16 protein-coding genes are annotated in these 16072 nt (G+C 68.4%); 8 read left to right on the forward strand and 8 right to left on the reverse strand.

The window, feature by feature from the left end; genetic code table 11:
* Positions 1-296: 296 nt before the first annotated feature.
* Positions 297-1709 (forward strand): hypothetical protein, encoded by a 1413-nt coding sequence (locus ACLJPX_RS43455; protein WP_410605978.1) that lies wholly within the window; start codon positions 297-299, stop codon positions 1707-1709.
* Between the two features lie 66 nt (positions 1710-1775).
* Here ACLJPX_RS43455 and ACLJPX_RS43460 read toward each other — a convergent pair whose 3' ends face one another.
* From ACLJPX_RS43460 to ddaH, 3 genes are all read right to left on the reverse strand, one after another.
* The gene (locus ACLJPX_RS43460) at positions 1776-2453 is read right to left on the reverse strand and encodes a glycoside hydrolase family 75 protein (protein WP_410605979.1); all 678 of its coding nucleotides are present in this window, start codon (positions 2451-2453) and stop codon (positions 1776-1778) included.
* A gap of 117 nt (positions 2454-2570) precedes the next feature.
* Positions 2571-3227 carry a polysaccharide deacetylase family protein gene (locus ACLJPX_RS43465; RefSeq protein ID WP_101612078.1) on the reverse strand — a complete coding sequence of 219 codons (657 nt, stop codon included), beginning with the start codon at positions 3225-3227 and terminating at the stop codon, positions 2571-2573.
* Positions 3228-3318: 91 nt separating this feature from the next.
* Positions 3319-4161 carry a dimethylargininase gene (gene ddaH, locus ACLJPX_RS43470; protein WP_410605980.1) on the reverse strand — a complete coding sequence of 281 codons (843 nt, stop codon included), beginning with the start codon at positions 4159-4161 and terminating at the stop codon, positions 3319-3321.
* A 74-nt stretch (positions 4162-4235) separates the two neighbouring features.
* Between ddaH and ACLJPX_RS43475 the strand changes: the two genes are divergently transcribed.
* From ACLJPX_RS43475 to ACLJPX_RS43490, 4 genes are all read left to right on the forward strand, one after another.
* Entirely contained in the window at positions 4236-4682 is a 447-nt protein-coding gene (locus tag ACLJPX_RS43475) for an Lrp/AsnC family transcriptional regulator (protein ID WP_005151923.1), read from the forward strand.
* A 13-nt stretch (positions 4683-4695) separates the two neighbouring features.
* A complete protein-coding gene (locus ACLJPX_RS43480; protein ID WP_410605981.1) occupies positions 4696-5448 on the forward strand; it encodes an enoyl-CoA hydratase in 753 nt (250 codons plus the stop codon).
* A gap of 289 nt (positions 5449-5737) precedes the next feature.
* Positions 5738-7645, forward strand: coding sequence for a 2-oxoacid:acceptor oxidoreductase subunit alpha (locus tag ACLJPX_RS43485; protein ID WP_410605982.1), 1908 nt, complete (start codon positions 5738-5740; stop codon positions 7643-7645).
* Positions 7642-8709, forward strand: a complete 1068-nt coding sequence (locus tag ACLJPX_RS43490; protein WP_410605983.1) for a 2-oxoacid:ferredoxin oxidoreductase subunit beta — start codon at positions 7642-7644, stop codon at positions 8707-8709. The genes ACLJPX_RS43485 and ACLJPX_RS43490 overlap by 4 nt, the downstream gene beginning before the upstream one ends.
* Before the next feature lie 78 nt (positions 8710-8787).
* On the opposite strand, the gene ACLJPX_RS43495 is transcribed toward ACLJPX_RS43490, so the two are convergent.
* Both ACLJPX_RS43495 and ACLJPX_RS43500 read right to left on the reverse strand, forming a co-directional pair.
* Complete coding sequence (locus tag ACLJPX_RS43495) at positions 8788-10092, reverse strand: hypothetical protein (protein ID WP_410605984.1); 1305 nt, start codon at positions 10090-10092, stop codon at positions 8788-8790.
* 13 nt (positions 10093-10105) lie between these two features.
* Positions 10106-11131: a polyprenyl synthetase family protein gene (locus ACLJPX_RS43500; RefSeq protein ID WP_410606071.1), complete on the reverse strand. Its 1026-nt coding sequence runs from the start codon at positions 11129-11131 to the stop codon at positions 10106-10108.
* Positions 11132-11290: 159 nt separating this feature from the next.
* Between ACLJPX_RS43500 and ACLJPX_RS43505 the strand changes: the two genes are divergently transcribed.
* Positions 11291-12244 carry a neutral zinc metallopeptidase gene (locus ACLJPX_RS43505; RefSeq protein WP_410605985.1) on the forward strand — a complete coding sequence of 318 codons (954 nt, stop codon included), beginning with the start codon at positions 11291-11293 and terminating at the stop codon, positions 12242-12244.
* A 9-nt stretch (positions 12245-12253) separates the two neighbouring features.
* On the opposite strand, the gene ACLJPX_RS43510 is transcribed toward ACLJPX_RS43505, so the two are convergent.
* Positions 12254-12559 carry a DUF6204 family protein gene (locus ACLJPX_RS43510; RefSeq protein WP_410605986.1) on the reverse strand — a complete coding sequence of 102 codons (306 nt, stop codon included), beginning with the start codon at positions 12557-12559 and terminating at the stop codon, positions 12254-12256.
* Between the two features lie 180 nt (positions 12560-12739).
* On the opposite strand from ACLJPX_RS43510, the gene ACLJPX_RS43515 reads away from it, so the two are divergent.
* Both ACLJPX_RS43515 and ACLJPX_RS43520 read left to right on the forward strand, forming a co-directional pair.
* Complete coding sequence (locus tag ACLJPX_RS43515) at positions 12740-13399, forward strand: hypothetical protein (protein WP_410605987.1); 660 nt, start codon at positions 12740-12742, stop codon at positions 13397-13399.
* Between the two features lie 113 nt (positions 13400-13512).
* Positions 13513-14148, forward strand: a complete 636-nt coding sequence (locus tag ACLJPX_RS43520; RefSeq protein ID WP_410605988.1) for an SRPBCC family protein — start codon at positions 13513-13515, stop codon at positions 14146-14148.
* Here the strand turns inward: ACLJPX_RS43520 and ACLJPX_RS43525 are convergent.
* Together ACLJPX_RS43525 and ACLJPX_RS43530 are read right to left on the reverse strand one after the other, a co-directional pair.
* Positions 14124-14864, reverse strand: a complete 741-nt coding sequence (locus ACLJPX_RS43525; protein WP_410605989.1) for an HNH endonuclease — start codon at positions 14862-14864, stop codon at positions 14124-14126. The two genes, ACLJPX_RS43520 and ACLJPX_RS43525, sit on opposite strands and share 25 nt — an antisense overlap.
* A complete protein-coding gene (locus tag ACLJPX_RS43530; RefSeq protein WP_101612066.1) occupies positions 14861-16048 on the reverse strand; it encodes an AAA family ATPase in 1188 nt (395 codons plus the stop codon). The genes ACLJPX_RS43525 and ACLJPX_RS43530 overlap by 4 nt, the downstream gene beginning before the upstream one ends.
* Positions 16049-16072 lie beyond the last annotated feature (24 nt).

A 16072-nucleotide genomic window follows, 5' to 3' on the forward strand; every position in this document is an offset into this window, starting at 1 on the left:
TTGCGAGGGTGGCCGCCGAACTCAACGGCCGCCCCCGCAAAACCCTCGACTGGGACACCCCAGCCGAACGACTCAACAAGCTACTGTCCTAACAGGAGCATGTTGCGACGATCGCATGAATCCACCCGTCACTTACCACTCACGACCCGCCCGACCCACTCCCCACTGCCGCTTCCCGCTTCCTCCTGGTCAACCTGGCGTTCAGGCTCTAGGTTCGAAATCGTCGACGATGAACGCCGGGGGGCGCCCGTCAAAGGGCGGGAAGAGCGTCCAGGCGTGGCTTGGGGGAACCAACGATGCGAAGAACCCTGCCCGGAAGATCGATCCGCGCCCTCGGCGCGATGACCGCGGCCCTGACCTTCACCGGCGTGCTGACGGCGGCACCCGCGTCCGCCGAGCCGGGGCCGAACCTCAGGGTGACGGCCACGGTCCAGCAAGGCCGTTGGCTGCCGGGGGATTCCATCCCCATCGACCTGAAGATCACCAACACCGGCGACGCGCCCGCCCAGCAGGTCAAGGGGTACGACTCCCCGCAGTCCGGGGAGTACTTCCAGTTCCAGCAGAACACTTGGGGCGATCTGGAACACCGGGGCGCCGGTACGACCTTCGCGGCGGGTGAAAGCCGGACCTATCGCCTGCACGGCACCGTGAGCGGTCTCGGCAACGGCGACCCGGTGCTCGAAATCAGGGTCGAGGGTTCGGCCGAAGCGGATCCTTCGGACAACTTCGCCACGATCACGGTGGGCCTGGTGCCCGCCGGGACGACGGAGCGGGTCGCGGGTCACCTCTACGCGGACGCGAATCGCGACGGTCTGCCATCGCCCGGCGAGAACGTCGCCGGGGCACAGGCCCGGATCGGCGGTCCGGGAATGCCCCAGGACCTGGTCTCGACCACCGACGCGAACGGCCGGTTCGTGTTCGACGCGGTTCCGGCGGGCACCCAGCGCTATCTGTTCTTCCACAACCTCCCCGACGGCTGGCTGGTCCCGTACCGCCCGGCGTTGCGGATCGACGGCAGCGGACCGCACACGGCCCTCGACAACCCGATCAAGCGGCCGTTGAGTGAAGCGCTGCAAGCGAGCATCACGCTCGACAAGAAGACCTACCAGGCGGGCGACGCCGCCAAGGCGAAGGTCACGCTGAAGAACGCCGGGACCGTGCCACTGACCGGCCTGTACGCGGCCTGCGATCCGGCCGGCGCCGCGAACGCCCTCGAAGTCCAGCCGTCGAGCTGGGGCGCGTTCAGTCCGCTGACCAAGGCCGGCGAGCTCACGCCCGGCCAGAGCGTGGTCCTCGATGTCGTGGGCAAGGTACCCGCGAAGGCGCCGTACTTCGGCTCGACCCACCTCCACTGTCTCTTCGAGGGAAAGACCCACCTCAGCGGTCCGAGCGCGTCGGGAGAGGCCAAGGCTCCGGGCATGAGCGGAGACAGCCGCGGTCAGCTTTGGCAGGACAAGAACGGCAACTACCGGCCGGATCCCGGTGAAGGACTGGCGAACACCACCGTCACCCTCACGAGAGAAGGGGACAAAAGGCTCGTGTCACTCGCCCGGACCGACGCCGGCGGTTTCGCGACCTTCAGGAATGTCGCCATGGGCGAGTACGTCATTCATGTGACCGGTCCCTGGAAGGTGGCCGAGCACCCGATGGTCTTCCACTACGCCCCGCCCCACGACTTCGGCTGGGGATTCCGGGTAGTACCGGGCTGATCCGCTGAACGACACGACGGCCCCGGCGCGATTCGCGCCGGGGCCGTTGCCGTACAACGACTTCCGCTATCCCTGGACGAACTTCGCCGCCAGGCCCTCCCCCACGGAGGTCGACTTTCCGTTGTCCTCGATCGGCGACACCTTCGAGTTCTTGAAGCAGATGTAGGTGACCCCGGAGTCGACGCCGCCGTTCGCCGGGTCCGGGTTGATGCCCAGTGCCTTCGCGGCCGCGTAGGACGCTTCGCCGATGATGTCGTTCGGGCCGGTGTCACCGATGACGGCGTAGAGCACCTTGTTGTTGTAGATCACCGCGCACGAGCCTGCGCCCTTGAGCCCGGAGTTCCCGAAGTTCCACGTGCTGCTGACGCTCGGCACGACGACGTAGGGCGTCTGGTCGGCGATCAGCGCTTTGCCGTCGGAGCGCGGGAACGCCGTGCCGTCCTGGAACCACGGGTCGGTGTTCTTGTTGCATCGCGCGGTCGGCTGCCCGTCGCAGTCGATGTCCATGTCGGCCTTCCAGAACACGGCGCCGCCCGCGTCGCAGACCGCGATGGTCCGGCCGGTTTCGTCGTCGGTCTTGTACTTGCCGTTCGAGACCTGCTTGCAAGTGGTGGTCTTCGCCAGCAACTGCTGCGCGGTCGGGCCCGCCTGGATGGCGGCCGGAGCCGTCGAAGCCACGGCCGTCGCCGCGGGGGCCAGTCCTGCGGCCACCACCATCGCCGAGAACAGGAGCAACTTCCGCATACCGTGCACCCCTTAGTTAATAAGGCTTCTTTATCGAGGGTGCCCAGGATGCAGTCGTCGGTGGCCGGACTCAAGGGCCGGCGGAGTGTTGTTTTCCCACTGCACAACGAAAAACGGTCAAAAGCGGACAAGCCTGGAGACTCGCGCCATCACCCGTCCCGCTCGGCGGTACAGGCCGTCCCGGTCACCGAGCACGCCGTCGATCCACTCCTGGTCGACGTCGTACCTGATCTTCGTCCGCGGTCGCACCAAGCCGTCGCGTGACGCCACGCCACCTTCCGTGGTGTAGATCCTCGTCGCGCCGGAACGCCGGAGCCTGCTGAGCACCCGCCGGTCGTACGCGCCGAAGGGCGGCACATACGCGCGGACGGGCTTCCCGCTCAGGTCGGCGAGCAGCTTCGGCGCCGTCTCCAGTTCGCGCCGGGCGTGCCTGTCGTCGAGCCGCCGCCAATCGCGGTGCTCCCAGCCGTGCGAGCCGATCGACATCCCCGCCTCGACCAGCTCGCGCAGGCCGTTCGCGTCGAGGAAGCCCCGCTGGCCGATCCGGCCTGCCAACGGGAAGAACTCCGCCGTGAGATCGCGCTCCACCAGTCTGGGGAGCGCGATCTCGACGTCGGAGGAGTTGCCGTCGTCGAAGGTGAGCCCGACGTCTTCCCGTCCGGCCACCGAGTCGAGCACCCGCTCGAACTGCTCGACCGTCACCCAGGTTTCGTTTTCGCCTGGATCCAGCGCGCGCACGGGTCTGCCCACGCCGCCAATCGCCAGGATCACCATCCGCGCCTCATTCGGGACCGAGTGTGTTTCCCGATTAATCGAGTTGGCGAATGGAGTAGTTACATGATCGAGCAAGATGTCCACGAACGGATTACTTGCGGATCTCCAGGGTGCAGCACTTCGGGCCGCCGCCCGCCTTCCTGAGCTCGGAGATGTCCAGGAAGACGACCTCGTAGCCGCGTTCGGTCAGCCGCGCGGCCAAACCGGTCGCTTCGAGCGGCAGGACGACGTTGCGGCCGTCGGACACCCCGTTCAGGCCGAAACACTCCGCGTCGGCCCGGTCCGCGATTACCGCGTCGGGGAACATCCGCGCCAGCACCTTCCGCGACCCGGCCGAGAACGCCTCCGGGTAGTAGGCGATCTGGGCGGGCGTGGCGTCGGTGGCCTCGGCGAGCACGAACAGCGCGGTGTCGAGGTGGTAGTAGCTCGGGTCGATCAGCCGCAGCGAGACGACCGGGACACCGAGGACCTCCTGCGCTTCGGCGTGCGCGGCCGGGTCGGTCCGGAAGCCGGTGCCGGCGAGCAGGACCTTGCCGGTCCAGGCGAAATCGCCCTCGGCCTCGTTGATCTTCTCGGGCATGGTGATGTCGCGGTAGCCGTGCTCCACGAACCAGCGGCGGAAGTGCTCGGCCTCGGCGGTGCGCTGCGGGGCGCGGAACCGGGAGCCGAGGACCCGGCCGTCGACGACGGTGCCGGAGTTCGCGGCGAACACCATGTCGGGCAGGCCGGGCTGGGCGTCGATCTCCTCGACCGTGTGGCCGAGGCGTCGGTAGGTGTCACGGAGTTCGGTCCATTGCGCCATCGCGGCGTCGACACTGACCGGGACGGACGGGTCCATCCACGGGTTGATGACGTAATCCACCGCGAAGTACCGCGGCGGGCACATGAGGTAGCGGCGCGTCGTGGGCACACGGGGCTGCTCTAGTACCGGCATACACGAAGGGTAAGGCTCACCTAATTCCGCAATCAATCGCTGTTCGCTGCGCGTATACCTGCTAAACATTGCGTGTGAACACCATCGACCAGCGAATCGTTTCATGTCTGATGGCCAACGCGAGGTCCAGCTACGCCGACATCGGGAAAGTCGTCGGTCTGTCTGCGCCCGCGGTGAAGAGACGGGTCGACAGACTGCTCGAAACCGGGGTTTTGCGCGGCTTCACCGCGGTCGTCGACCCCGAAGCCTTGGGCTGGGGCACCGAGGCGTTCGTCGAGATGACCTGCAACGGCAACATCACCCCGGCCCGGATCCGCGCCAGGCTGGAGCCGCTGCCGGAGGTTGTCGCGGCCTACACGGTGTCGGGCGCGGCCGACGCGATCGTCCATCTGCGCGCGTCGGACATCCACCATCTGGAGACCGCGCTGGAGCGGCTGCGCGGGCTGGAGATCGTCGACCGCACGGTCTCCACCGTCGTCCTTTCCCGGTTGCTGGAGCGCCCGCCGACGCCCGAAGCGTGAAACCCTCGGCACCGTGACCGATCAGATCCGCTCCAGCCATGACGGCGGCGTCGCCGTGCTCACCATCGACGCGCCCAAGACCCGCAACGCCCTCACCCTCGACCTGTCCGCCCAGCTGGCCGACGCCGTCGCGCGTGCCGAAGCCGACGAGAGCGTCCACGCCGTGGTCGTCACCGGCGCGCCCCCGGCCTTCTGCGCGGGCGCGGACCTGGACACGCTCGCCGGCGCACGGGAGGACGGGCTCCGCGCGATCTACGACGGCTTCCTCTCCGTCGCCCGCTGTTCCCTGCCGACGATCGCCGCCGTCGGCGGTGCCGCGGTGGGCGCCGGCCTGAACCTCGCGCTCGCCGCGGACGTCCGCATCGTGGGACCGAAGGCGAAGTTCGTGGCCAGATTTCTTGATCTCGGCATCCACCCCGGCGGTGGGATGACGTGGATGATCCAACGGCTCGTCGGCCCGCAGAAGGCCGCCGCGATGACCCTCTTCGGCGAGGTCGTCGGCGCCGAAGCCGCCGTCGAATCCGGGCTCGCGCTCCGGCTCGCCGACGGAGACCTGCTCGAGGCCGCCCTTGAACTGGCGAAACCCGCCGTCGACGCTCCTCGCGACGTCCTGCTGGCGACGAAGCGCACGCTTCGGCACACCGCTTCACTGACCGACCATTCGGCCGCCGTCGACGCCGAGATCGAGCCGCAGCTCGCGTCACTCACCGCGCCCGCCTTCGCCGAGCGGCTGGCCAGGCTGAGGGCCGCAATGACCGGCCAATGACCATTCCTCGAGCGGACTTCCGTACGCTTGAAGGAGATACGGCTCACAATCGGGACGTATCGTTAACCGTTACCATCGGTAACACATAAACCGGATAACCCCCGCTCAGCGCCGAGCTCAGGACACTCGAGGAGTAGGTCCAGGCCGTTTATACGGCAACCTGGGACGGGTGCCGAGGACTAACCTCGGGACATGGCACCTGTGACCTGGCCGACACCGCCGGGCGAGGCACCGGATCTCCGGCGCTGCCGGGGACGACGCACGTCGGGAGAGAGGGAATCCCTGACCTATGAGCACGAGTGCGAACGGCAACAGCTCTTTGTCGGCCGTGAGGCCCACCGAGGTCGCCAAGCTGGACCGGGTGGTCATCCGGTTCGCCGGCGACTCCGGTGACGGCATGCAGCTGACGGGCGACAGGTTCACCTCGGAGGCGGCCGCCTTCGGCAACGACTTGTCCACCATGCCGAACTTTCCCGCGGAGATCCGCGCGCCACAGGGCACCATCCCTGGCGTCTCGAGCTTCCAGGTGCACTTCGCCGACTACGACATCCTGACGCCGGGCGACCGGCCGGACGTCCTGGTCGCGATGAACCCCGCGGCGTTGAAGGCGAACCTCGCCGACGTCCCGACGGGTGGGACGATCATCCTCAACACCGACGAGTTCACGAAGCGGAACCTGGTCAAGGTCGGCTTCGAGAACGATCCCCTCGACGACGACACCCTTTCGGCCTATCAAGTCCACCGGGTGGCCATGTCGACGTTGACCAGAGGCGCGCTCGAAGCGACCGGACTGTCCAAAAAGGACGCCGAACGCGCGAAGAACATGTTCGCGCTCGGGCTGCTCTCCTGGATGTACCACCGGCCGACCGAGGGCACGGAACGCTTCCTGCGCGAGAAGTTCGCGAAGAAGTCCGACATCGCCGAGGCCAACATCCTGGCCTTCCGCGCCGGCTGGAACTACGGCGAGACGACGGAGTCGTTCGCGACGACGTACGAGGTCGCGCCCGCGAAGCTGAACCAGGGCACGTACCGCCAGATCACCGGGAACACCGCGCTGGCGTACGGGCTGGTCGCCGCCGGGCAGCAGTCCGGCCTGCAGATCCTGCTGGGCACGTACCCGATCACCCCGGCGTCGGACATCCTCCACGAGCTGTCCAAGCACAAGAACTACGGCATCCTCACCTTCCAGGCCGAGGACGAGATCGCCGGCATCGGCGCGGCGCTCGGCGCCTCCTACGGCGGTGCGCTGGGCGTCACCTCGACGTCCGGGCCCGGTGTCGCGCTGAAGTCCGAAGCCATCGGCCTCGCGGTGATGACCGAACTGCCGCTGGTCGTCGTCGACGTCCAGCGCGGTGGCCCGTCCACCGGCCTGCCGACCAAGACCGAGCAGGCCGACCTGCTGCAGGCGATGTTCGGCCGCAACGGCGAGTCCCCGGTCCCGATCGTCGCGCCGCTCTCCCCCGCGGACTGCTTCGACGCGGCGATGGAGGCGACCCGGATCGCGCTGAAGTACCGGACCCCGGTCTTCCTGCTGTCGGACGGCGCGATCGCGAACGGCTCGGAGCCGTGGCTGATCCCGGACGTCGAGACGCTGCCGGATCTGCGGGTGGAATTCGCCACCGAGCCGAATGCCGAGGACGGTTCCGGGGAATTCTGGCCGTATGTGCGCGACCCCGAGACCCTCGCCCGCGCGTGGGCGGTGCCGGGCGCCGCCGGTCTGCAGCACCGGATCGGCGGGCTGGAGAAGGCCGACAAGACCGGTCACATCTCCTACGACCCGGACAACCACGAGACGATGGTCCGCCTGCGGCAGGCCAAGATCGACGGCATCGACGTCCCGGACCTCGTCGTCGACGACCCGAGCGGCGGCAAGGCACGGGTGCTCGCGCTCGGCTGGGGTTCTTCCTACGGGCCGATCGGCGCCGCGTGCCGCCGCGTCCGCAAGGAAGGCATGCCGATCGCGCAGGCGCACCTACGGCATCTCAACCCGTTCCCGGGCAACCTCGGTGACGTACTCCGTTCGTACGACACCGTGGTCGTCCCTGAAATGAACCTCGGCCAGCTCTCGATGCTCTTGAGGGCCAAGTACCTCGTGGACGTGAAGTCGTACACGAAGGTCGCCGGGCTGCCTTTCAAGGCGGAGGAGCTGCAAGGCGTGTTCACGGAGATCATCACCAGTACGGAGGCGGCGAAGTGACCGCGATTGACCTGGGGATTCCTACTCTCGGCGGCCTAGACCTCGTGCCGACCGAAACCGAGCCGCAGAAGGCGAAGGACTACAAGTCGGACCAAGAGGTCCGCTGGTGTCCCGGCTGCGGGGACTACGTCGTCCTCAACGCCGTGCAGTCGTTCCTGCCGACGCTCGGCCTCAAGCGCGAGAACATCGTGTTCATCTCGGGCATCGGGTGCTCGTCCCGGTTCCCCTACTACCTGAACACCTACGGCATGCACTCGATCCACGGCCGCGCGCCGTCGATCGCGACCGGGCTCGCCACCGCGCGGCCCGATCTGTCGGTGTGGGTCGTCACCGGTGACGGCGACGCGCTGTCCATCGGCGGCAACCACCTGATCCACGCGTTGCGGCGCAACGTGAACATCAAGATCCTGCTGTTCAACAACCGGATCTACGGCCTCACCAAGGGCCAGTACTCGCCGACGTCCGGGCCGGGCATGGTCACCAAGTCCACCCCGATGGGCTCGGTCGACACCCCGTTCAACCCGCTCTCGCTGGCGATCGGCGCCGAGGCGTCGTTCGTGGGCCGCGCACTCGACTCGGACCGCAAGGGCCTGACCGAGGTGCTGGAGGCCGCCGCGAAGCACCGTGGGTCGGCACTGGTGGAGATCTACCAGAACTGCCCGATCTTCAACGACGGCGCTTTCGACGTCCTCAAGGACAAGGACGAGGCCGCGTCCCGGCTGATCCCGCTGCGGACCGGCGAGCCGATCAAGTTCGGATCGCAGGGCGAGTTCGGCGTCACGCGCGGCGGCTGGGGCGGGCTCGAGGTCGGGAAGGTCGCGAACATCGGCGAGGAGAACCTCGTCGTGCACGACCCGACGATCGAAGACACCGCGTACGCGTTCGCGCTGTCGCGGATCGGCGACCAGAACCTGAACCACGTGCCGACCGGCATCCTGCGCCAGGTCGAGCGGCCCACCTACGACGACCAGGCGCGTGCCCAGGTCGCGGCGGCCCGCGAGGCGAAGGCGCCGAACCTGCAGTCCCTGCTTCGCGGCAAGGACACCTGGACCGTCGTCAGCTAGCCGTCCGTCCTCGCACAAGCGCTATGAAAGGCCCGTTACTTGCAAATTTTGCAAGTAACGGGCCTTTCATAGCGTTCGTCAGCTGAGCGGCCGGAACCCCACGCGCTCCGCGTCGGTGGCGGTGCGGAACCAGACCTCCGCGACCATCTTCGGGAACTGCGGCGAGTCCTCGGTGCAGTACCGCAGGGCCGTCACGCTGGCCTTGACCGCGAAGTCGTCCGCGGGACGGCCACCACCCGGCCGCGGCATCGCCGAACCGGGACCGAACGGGCCGGGCGGAACGGACTCCGCGACAGGAGCGGCGGCCTCCCGCGCGGGCGGGGGCTCCGGGGCGGGCATCGCGTCGCCCGGCTGGACGGCGGGCTCGAACAGCGAACCGCTCTGACCACCGGACAGGTCCGGCTCACGACGTTCGATCGCCCGCATCGACGGCTGGATCGGCTGCGGCGGCTCGAAACCGCCGCGCACCATTCCCCTCGGCGTGCGCTTGGGCAGTACCTGGGTGGCTTCGGCGGGCGTCTCGGGCTCCGAGTCGAGGAGGCCGGCCCGCGCCTCCTCGTCGGAACCGAAGGCGTACGCGGGCGGATCCTGAAGCTCTTCTTCCCGCTCGAACCAGTTGGTCTCGATGGGCGCCTGCTCCGTGTCCACGCGCGAAGCGGGACTGAACAGCGAGACCGGCTCCGGCTGCGTCTCGACGCCTTCGGGGTCCAGCTGGATCTCCAGGCGGGACCGGTACGGCCCTTCGCCAGGCAAGATCGGCTGAGGTTCGGGCTCGGGCTCCGGTTCGGGCTCGACGTCCAGTTTCGACGCGGGCTGGAGGTACTCGGTCGCGGCGGCCGCGTACGGGTTCTCCGGCTCGGGTTCGGGTTCCGGCTCCAACTGGGCCGCCGGGATGAACTGCGTCCGCTCGGCCGCGGGTTCCGGATCCGGCTCGGGTTCCACATCGGGCGCGGTGCGGTACTCGGCCTCGTACTCGTCTTCCGGCTCGAAGGTCTGGGTTTCGGCGGGGTGCTCTTCGACGACGTCCTGGACGGGCTCCGGGGCCTGCTCCTGGACGGGTTCGGTCCACACCTGCGCGGGCTCGTGCTCGGTGAGCGTCTCGGGGTAAGCGGGCTTCGGCTCCTCGGCGGCCGCGAACTCCTCGTCCAGCTCGTCGTCCGTCGGCTTCGTGAAGTACGCGGTCCCGCCCGCGGCGGCCGCGGCCCCCGCGCCGAGGCTCACCCCGGCGGGCAGCCGGGACGTCTCGGCGTGCACGGTGGCCAGCGAGCCTTCCAGCTCACGGATGCGCTTACGCGCGGGAAGCACCAGTACCAGCCAGGTGAGCAGCGCGCCGACGACGAACGCCAGCAGGCTCCACAGCCAAACCTGTCCGAAAATGGACATCTATCTTGCCCCTTTAATGCGTTCGCGCGACCAGGTAGTCGGCGACCGATTCGCAGGCGTCCCGGGCTGGCGACGCGGGCAGCGACGCGAGCTCGGCACGCGCCCGACGAGCGTAGTCGGAAAGAGTTTCGCGTGCGCGTTCGAGTCCGGAGGAGGCCCGCAGCAGGTCCAGGGCCTCGGCGACGAGTTTGTCGTCGGCGATCGGGCCCGACAGCAGCTCGACCAGGCGCGGGTCGGTGGCCGGGTCGGCGAGCGCGTACAGCATCGGCAGGGTGCGGACGCCTTCGCGCAGGTCCGTGCCCTGTGCCTTGCCGAGCTCGTCCGAGGCCGACGCGATGTCGATGACGTCGTCGGAGATCTGGAACGCCGTGCCGATGATGTCGCCGAAGCGGCGAAGCGCGTCGATGTGCTCGTCGGCGGCGCCGGACATCATCCCGCCGAAGCGGCCGGACGTGGCGATCAGCGAACCGGTCTTCTGCGCGATGACCGTGAGGTAGTGCTCGACGGCGTCGTCACCTTCGGCCGGGCCGACCGTCTCGCGCATCTGGCCGGTGACCAGCTCGCCGAAGGTCTCGGCGATGATCCGGGCGGCGTCGGTGCCGAGGTCCGCGACCAGCCGTGAGGCGTGCGCGAACAGGAAGTCGCCGGTCAGGATCGCGATGGTGTTGTCCCAGCGGGCGTTGACGCTCTCCGCGCCGCGGCGCATCGTCGCCTCGTCCATCACGTCGTCGTGGTACAGCGTCGCGAGGTGCACCAGCTCGACCGCCGCGGCGGCGATGACCACCTGGTCACCCTGCTTCGGCCCGAACTGCGAGGCCAGCAGCGTGAACAGCGGACGGAAGCGTTTGCCCCCCGCCTCGACCAGGTGCGAAGCGGCGTCCTCGACGGCCTTGACGTCACTGCGCACGACGTCGCGAAGCAGCGTCTCGACGTCCGCGAGACCGGCCGCGAGAGTGCGCAGGAGCTGTTCATCGGCGATCTGGAGCCCCACGGACGCGCGCAGGTCCTCGATGGCACCACCTGGGGCAGGTGAAGACACAGACACGTCGGCTCCGCTCTCTTTGACACCGTTCGGGATTGCTTCCAGCGTAGTGGCTACCCACCGAGGCCTGTTGACGTGCTGTCCAGGGGAAACGGTGACGAACATGACACCCCCGCCGAGTATCCTGCTGGTCTTAGCGCGAACTGGGGAAAAAGCATGACGACACCGGATGATTCCGGCGAAAGACCGGCGTGGGCGCCTCCCGCCGAAGACCACCGGGAGCAGCGTTCGACGGTGTGGCTCACCGTCATCCTGTTCGCCGTGTTCATGACGGTGATGCTGGTCGTCGCCGCGCTGGTGATGGGCGGTGTGAAGGACTCGAAGGCGGGCGCCGTCCAACCCCGGCAGCAGCCGCCGCCGCCGACCGCCTCGCCGTCCTCCGCGCCTTCGGTCTCACGGCCGCCCGTGCCGACCCGCAAGTACGAGACGGCGAACAATCCGCTCGTCGCCCCCGGCGTGACCATGCCGAAGGTGACCTGCGAGCTGCCGAAGATCGGCGGTACGAAGGAGAAGCTGGAGGCCTTCTACCTGGCCATGGTCCCCTGCCTGGAGCAGGCGTGGCATCCGGTCCTGACCCAGGTCGGCGAACCGCGGATCCCGGTCAAGGTCAACGCGGACGACGTCCAGAACACCGCTTGCGGCGCTCCTCCGCCCGCCTCGGAGGCCATGGGCTTCTACTGCTCGGACGGCGCGACGATCTTCGTCCCGCTGCCGAGGCAGCTCGAGGACCGCGGCCCCGACCTCCTGACCCAGCTGTTCCTGTTCGCCCACGAGTACGGGCACCACGTCCAGGAGCAGTCCGGCATCCTCTCGAAGCACGACTCGCTCTACCGCGAGGCGGACGGCGACCGGCCGAAGATCCTCGACCTGAGCAGGCGGCTCGAACTCCAGGCCGACTGTTTCAGCGCGCTGTTCCTGACCAACGCCGTCGGCCGCGGCTCGCTCAGCGCCGCGCTGCTCAAGCCGCTCAGGCAAGGCGAGTACGTGGTCGAGAACAGCGAGACCCACGGCTCGGCGAAGAACGCCGCGTTGTGGCAGCAGCGAGGCTGGAAGGCCAAGGACACGTCGGCGTGCAACACCTTCGCAGCCCCGGCTAGCGAGGTGTCCTGACCGGCGAGCTCAGCGGCGCCGGATCTTGATGTCGTCCATGCAGGTCGCCTTCCCCGCGACGTCGCGGTACGGGTAGCCCTTGGCGTCCAGCAGTTCCATCACCTTCAGCTCGGCCTCGTCGAGCACGTCGCGTTCCTCTTCCCCCCGCAGCGTGACGCGGAAGGTGAACGCGCCGAGGTGCGCGCTGTAGGTGAGCAGCCCGTCCTCGGTGAACCCGATCGCCTGGTGCTGATCGAGCCCGGCCAGGAGCCGGGCGCGGGTGTCGGCGTCGGGGTGGTCGAACTTGCCGTTGACGAGGACGCGGTAGGTCGGCATGCGTTCGAATATACAGACCTGTATCCGGATACGAACCCGAATATCCAACGGGTGCCCATGATCCACGGTCGAGTGAAACGACCGTGACGCGCGCAACGGTCGAATCCGACACGCAGATAGTGATCACAAAGGGAAGAACGGCCGATCCGGCTCGCTCTCCATCACGTGAGGAGGAAGCCCATGCGCATCACCATCGCAAGCCGGGCCGGCCTGGTCGGCGCACTGCTGCTGGCAGGTCTCACCGCCGGAGTGACGCCCGCCTCCGCGGCCAACCCGGACGGCGTGGCCTCACTCGGCTCCGCCGCCTTCACCAAGGGCAACTCGGCGCCGATCTCCATTTCGTCGCTCGCCGATTGCGCGGTCGAGGGACCGACGGCCAACTCGTCCGGGGCGGTGAGCAAGACCGGGATCACGTTCGGTGGCGGCACCACGACCTGCACGACCACGGTCGTCGACCCGGCGAACGACGTGACCACGACGAAGTCCGAGGCCAAGGGCAAGAACTTCGAACTGTCGGCACTGGTCTCGTCGCGCGGGCCGCGCGTCAGGATCGGGGACTACACGGTCACCTGCTCGGCGACGCATCGGGAAACGAGCGCGAGCTGGACCTACAGCGCGGCGAGCGGGCTCGGCACCCTGCCGAAGCCGGTGCCGGTGGGCTACGTCAAGCCGCTCACCAAATCCGACGGGACCCTGCTCGCCGAAGCGATCTTCAACGAACAGCACCTCCCCGGCAACGGCAGCATCGGCCTGACCATGCTGCGGATCAAGTTCGCGCCCGCCTCCGGCATCACCGGTGAAGTGGTCATCGGGCGCGCGGCCTGTTCCCCCACCCCCTGAGCCACCCCGCCAGGGAACGGGGCGCCCGGAGCCTTCCGGGCGCCCTTTTTCTGTCCTGGCTTATATAAGTCCACGCTGATACCTTGGCGGAAACCGAGTCGAGGAGGGCACCGATGGTCGACGTGACCAGCCACATCAACTCCGTTCAGCGCAAGCTGGGCAACCGCGTGATCGATGCGGGTGAGGCGGTGACGGCCACCGTCAGCCAGGTCTACGACACCGACCTCGACGACCTCTGGGACGCCTGCACCAGCGCCGAACGCATCCCGCGCTGGTTCCTCCCGATCAGCGGTGAGCTGCGGGCCGGCGGCAAATACCAGTTCGAAGGCAACGCCGGTGGGACGGTCGAACGCTGCGATCCGCCGAAGAGCTTCGCCGCGACCTGGGAGTACGACGGTGACGTCAGCTGGGTCGAGGTCCGGCTGAGCGCCGAAGCCGACGGACGGACGCGGTTCGAACTCGACCACACCGCCATCCCCAATGAGCACTGGAAGCAGTTCGGCCCGGGCGCGGTCGGCATCGGCTGGGACATGATGCTGCACGGCCTCGCGCTGCACCTCGAATCCGGCGAGGCCAACGACCCCGAGGCCGCCATGGCCTGGATGACGAGCGAAGACGGCGTCCGGTTCATGACCCTCAGCAGCGAGGCCTGGTACGAGGCGGACGTCGCCAACGGGACCGACGCGGCCACCGCCCGCACACGCGCCGACGCGACTCTCGCCGCCTACACCGCGCCGCCGGAGAGCTGAAGGTCTTCGGCGAGCTCCGGCGCGCGAAGCAGCTCGATGAGCTCGTCGTCCTTGCGGAACACGGCACGGGCCCCGGGCATCCCCGCCTGGCGGAGCATCGCGTGCAGGACGTCGGCGTGCGGCTGGTCGAGCAGCGTCCAGGCCATCGCGCGCCGCCGGACGTCGTCCCCCAGCTCGCGCGCGATCCACCACCCTGTGACGAGCGCGCTCACCTGGTTGACCGCCGTTTCCCGCCCACGCGCCAGTTGCGCGCGGTTGAGCCCGCACACCTTGATCGTCTGCTCACCCTTTGCGGTCAGCGCACGGTAGGTCCCGATGGACAGCACCAGGAACAGGTGCTCCAACGGGTCTTCGGCGGTCGGGTCGATCAGCAGGCTGTCGCCGTCGTCGTCCACCGGGAACAGGTCGCGCTTGTGGTGGCTGTTGCAGTACTCGCACGCGAGCACGTGATTGAGCCAGTCGAACGCGCGCCCAGGATTCCGCGCGATCGGCTCGAAATGGTCCACAGTGGACCCGAGCCCGTCGCCGCAGTACATGCAGTACCCGCGTCCGGAGGCCATGGCGTCGAGGCCCGCCCGCAGAGAGCGCCGCACGGCACGGGAAACCCGCCAGAGCCGTCGCGCTTCTTTGCTGTCACCGGAAGGAATTCGCGCGGTCAGCTCTTCGAGATCGGCCACCACCCGTTCCGGCAGCGCGATCCGGCGGATCCCGATCACCGATCGTCGGCCTCGAACCGCCTGGCCACCTCGTCCACCCGGCTCGGCGGCGAGCTGCTCAGCATGTCCCGGAGGCGTTCCCATTCCCGGACACCGTTCGCGTCCGCCCGGCCGGAAGCCACCTGGAACTCGAGCTCGGCGAGGTGTTCCCGCAGTTCGACCGCCTGCGGCGAATAGGGCGTGTCCAAGCCGAAGAGGTCGGACAGCACGGCGTCGTCCCCCGTGCCGAACACGACCCGTTCGTACAGCTCCTCGGAGACCACCCGGGGCGGAACCTCTTCATCCGGCCCGGAAAGCCGGATGAGCCCGCCGGGATCGGCGGCCTGGCAGACGTAGGGACTGTGCGTGGTGACGATGAACTGGATCCGCGGGAAATGCGCCTTGAACCAAGGTCCCATGCGTTTCTGCCACGACACGTGGAGATGCGCGTCGACCTCGTCGATGATCACGACACCGGGGCTCTCGTGATCGAGGCCCGCGCTGTCGAGTTGTTTGAGCAGGTCGACCACGAGCGCGGTCACCGTGCGATAGCCGTCGCTCATCTCGCGCAGCGGAAACCTGTCACCCCGGTACTCGACCCAGAGCCCGTCCGAATCGACGTCCCGGATCCGGTAACCACCGGGCAGAAGGCCGTCGCCGAGGATCTCCAGCGCCGCGTCCTTCAGCTCGCGGGCACCCGCTTTTCCTTCCAGGGCACGGAGATGCTGGTTGATCAACCAGGTGACGCCCTCGGCGAGCGAGGCGTCCTCGTGGAACAGGCTGGCCATCCGCGCCAACGACCCCGCGCCACGCATCCACGACTCGGCCTCGCCACTACCTCCCGCGAGCCGCCGGAAGGGCCCATAGGCCGCGCAGAACGGCTGACCCGGCGGAAGTCCGGAGATCGGCAGCAGGCCGGAGTCGAGCCAGCGGACCTCGACCGGCGCCGGCCCCTCCTCGCGCATCACCGACAACTCGATCGAACCGGAGGTCTGGTCCATGGAGATCCAGCTCCCGGCGTCCGACAGCAGCCCCCAGGCCACGTCCGGCGCCGCCGCGACCGCGATGGCGCGCAGCAGCGACGTCTTGCCCGAGCCGTTGCGCCCGGCGAGCACCACCCAGCCGGGGCCGGGCAACCGGAGGTCGACGGTGCGGGCACCGCTGAAGCCGCGGATGTTCTCCAGCCGGACCCGCTCGATGTACATGGAGAAAGCTTACGACGGCGCGGA

Origin of the sequence: Amycolatopsis sp. lyj-90 (assembly GCF_046549035.1) — a bacterium.
Lineage (GTDB): Bacteria > Actinomycetota > Actinomycetes > Mycobacteriales > Pseudonocardiaceae > Amycolatopsis.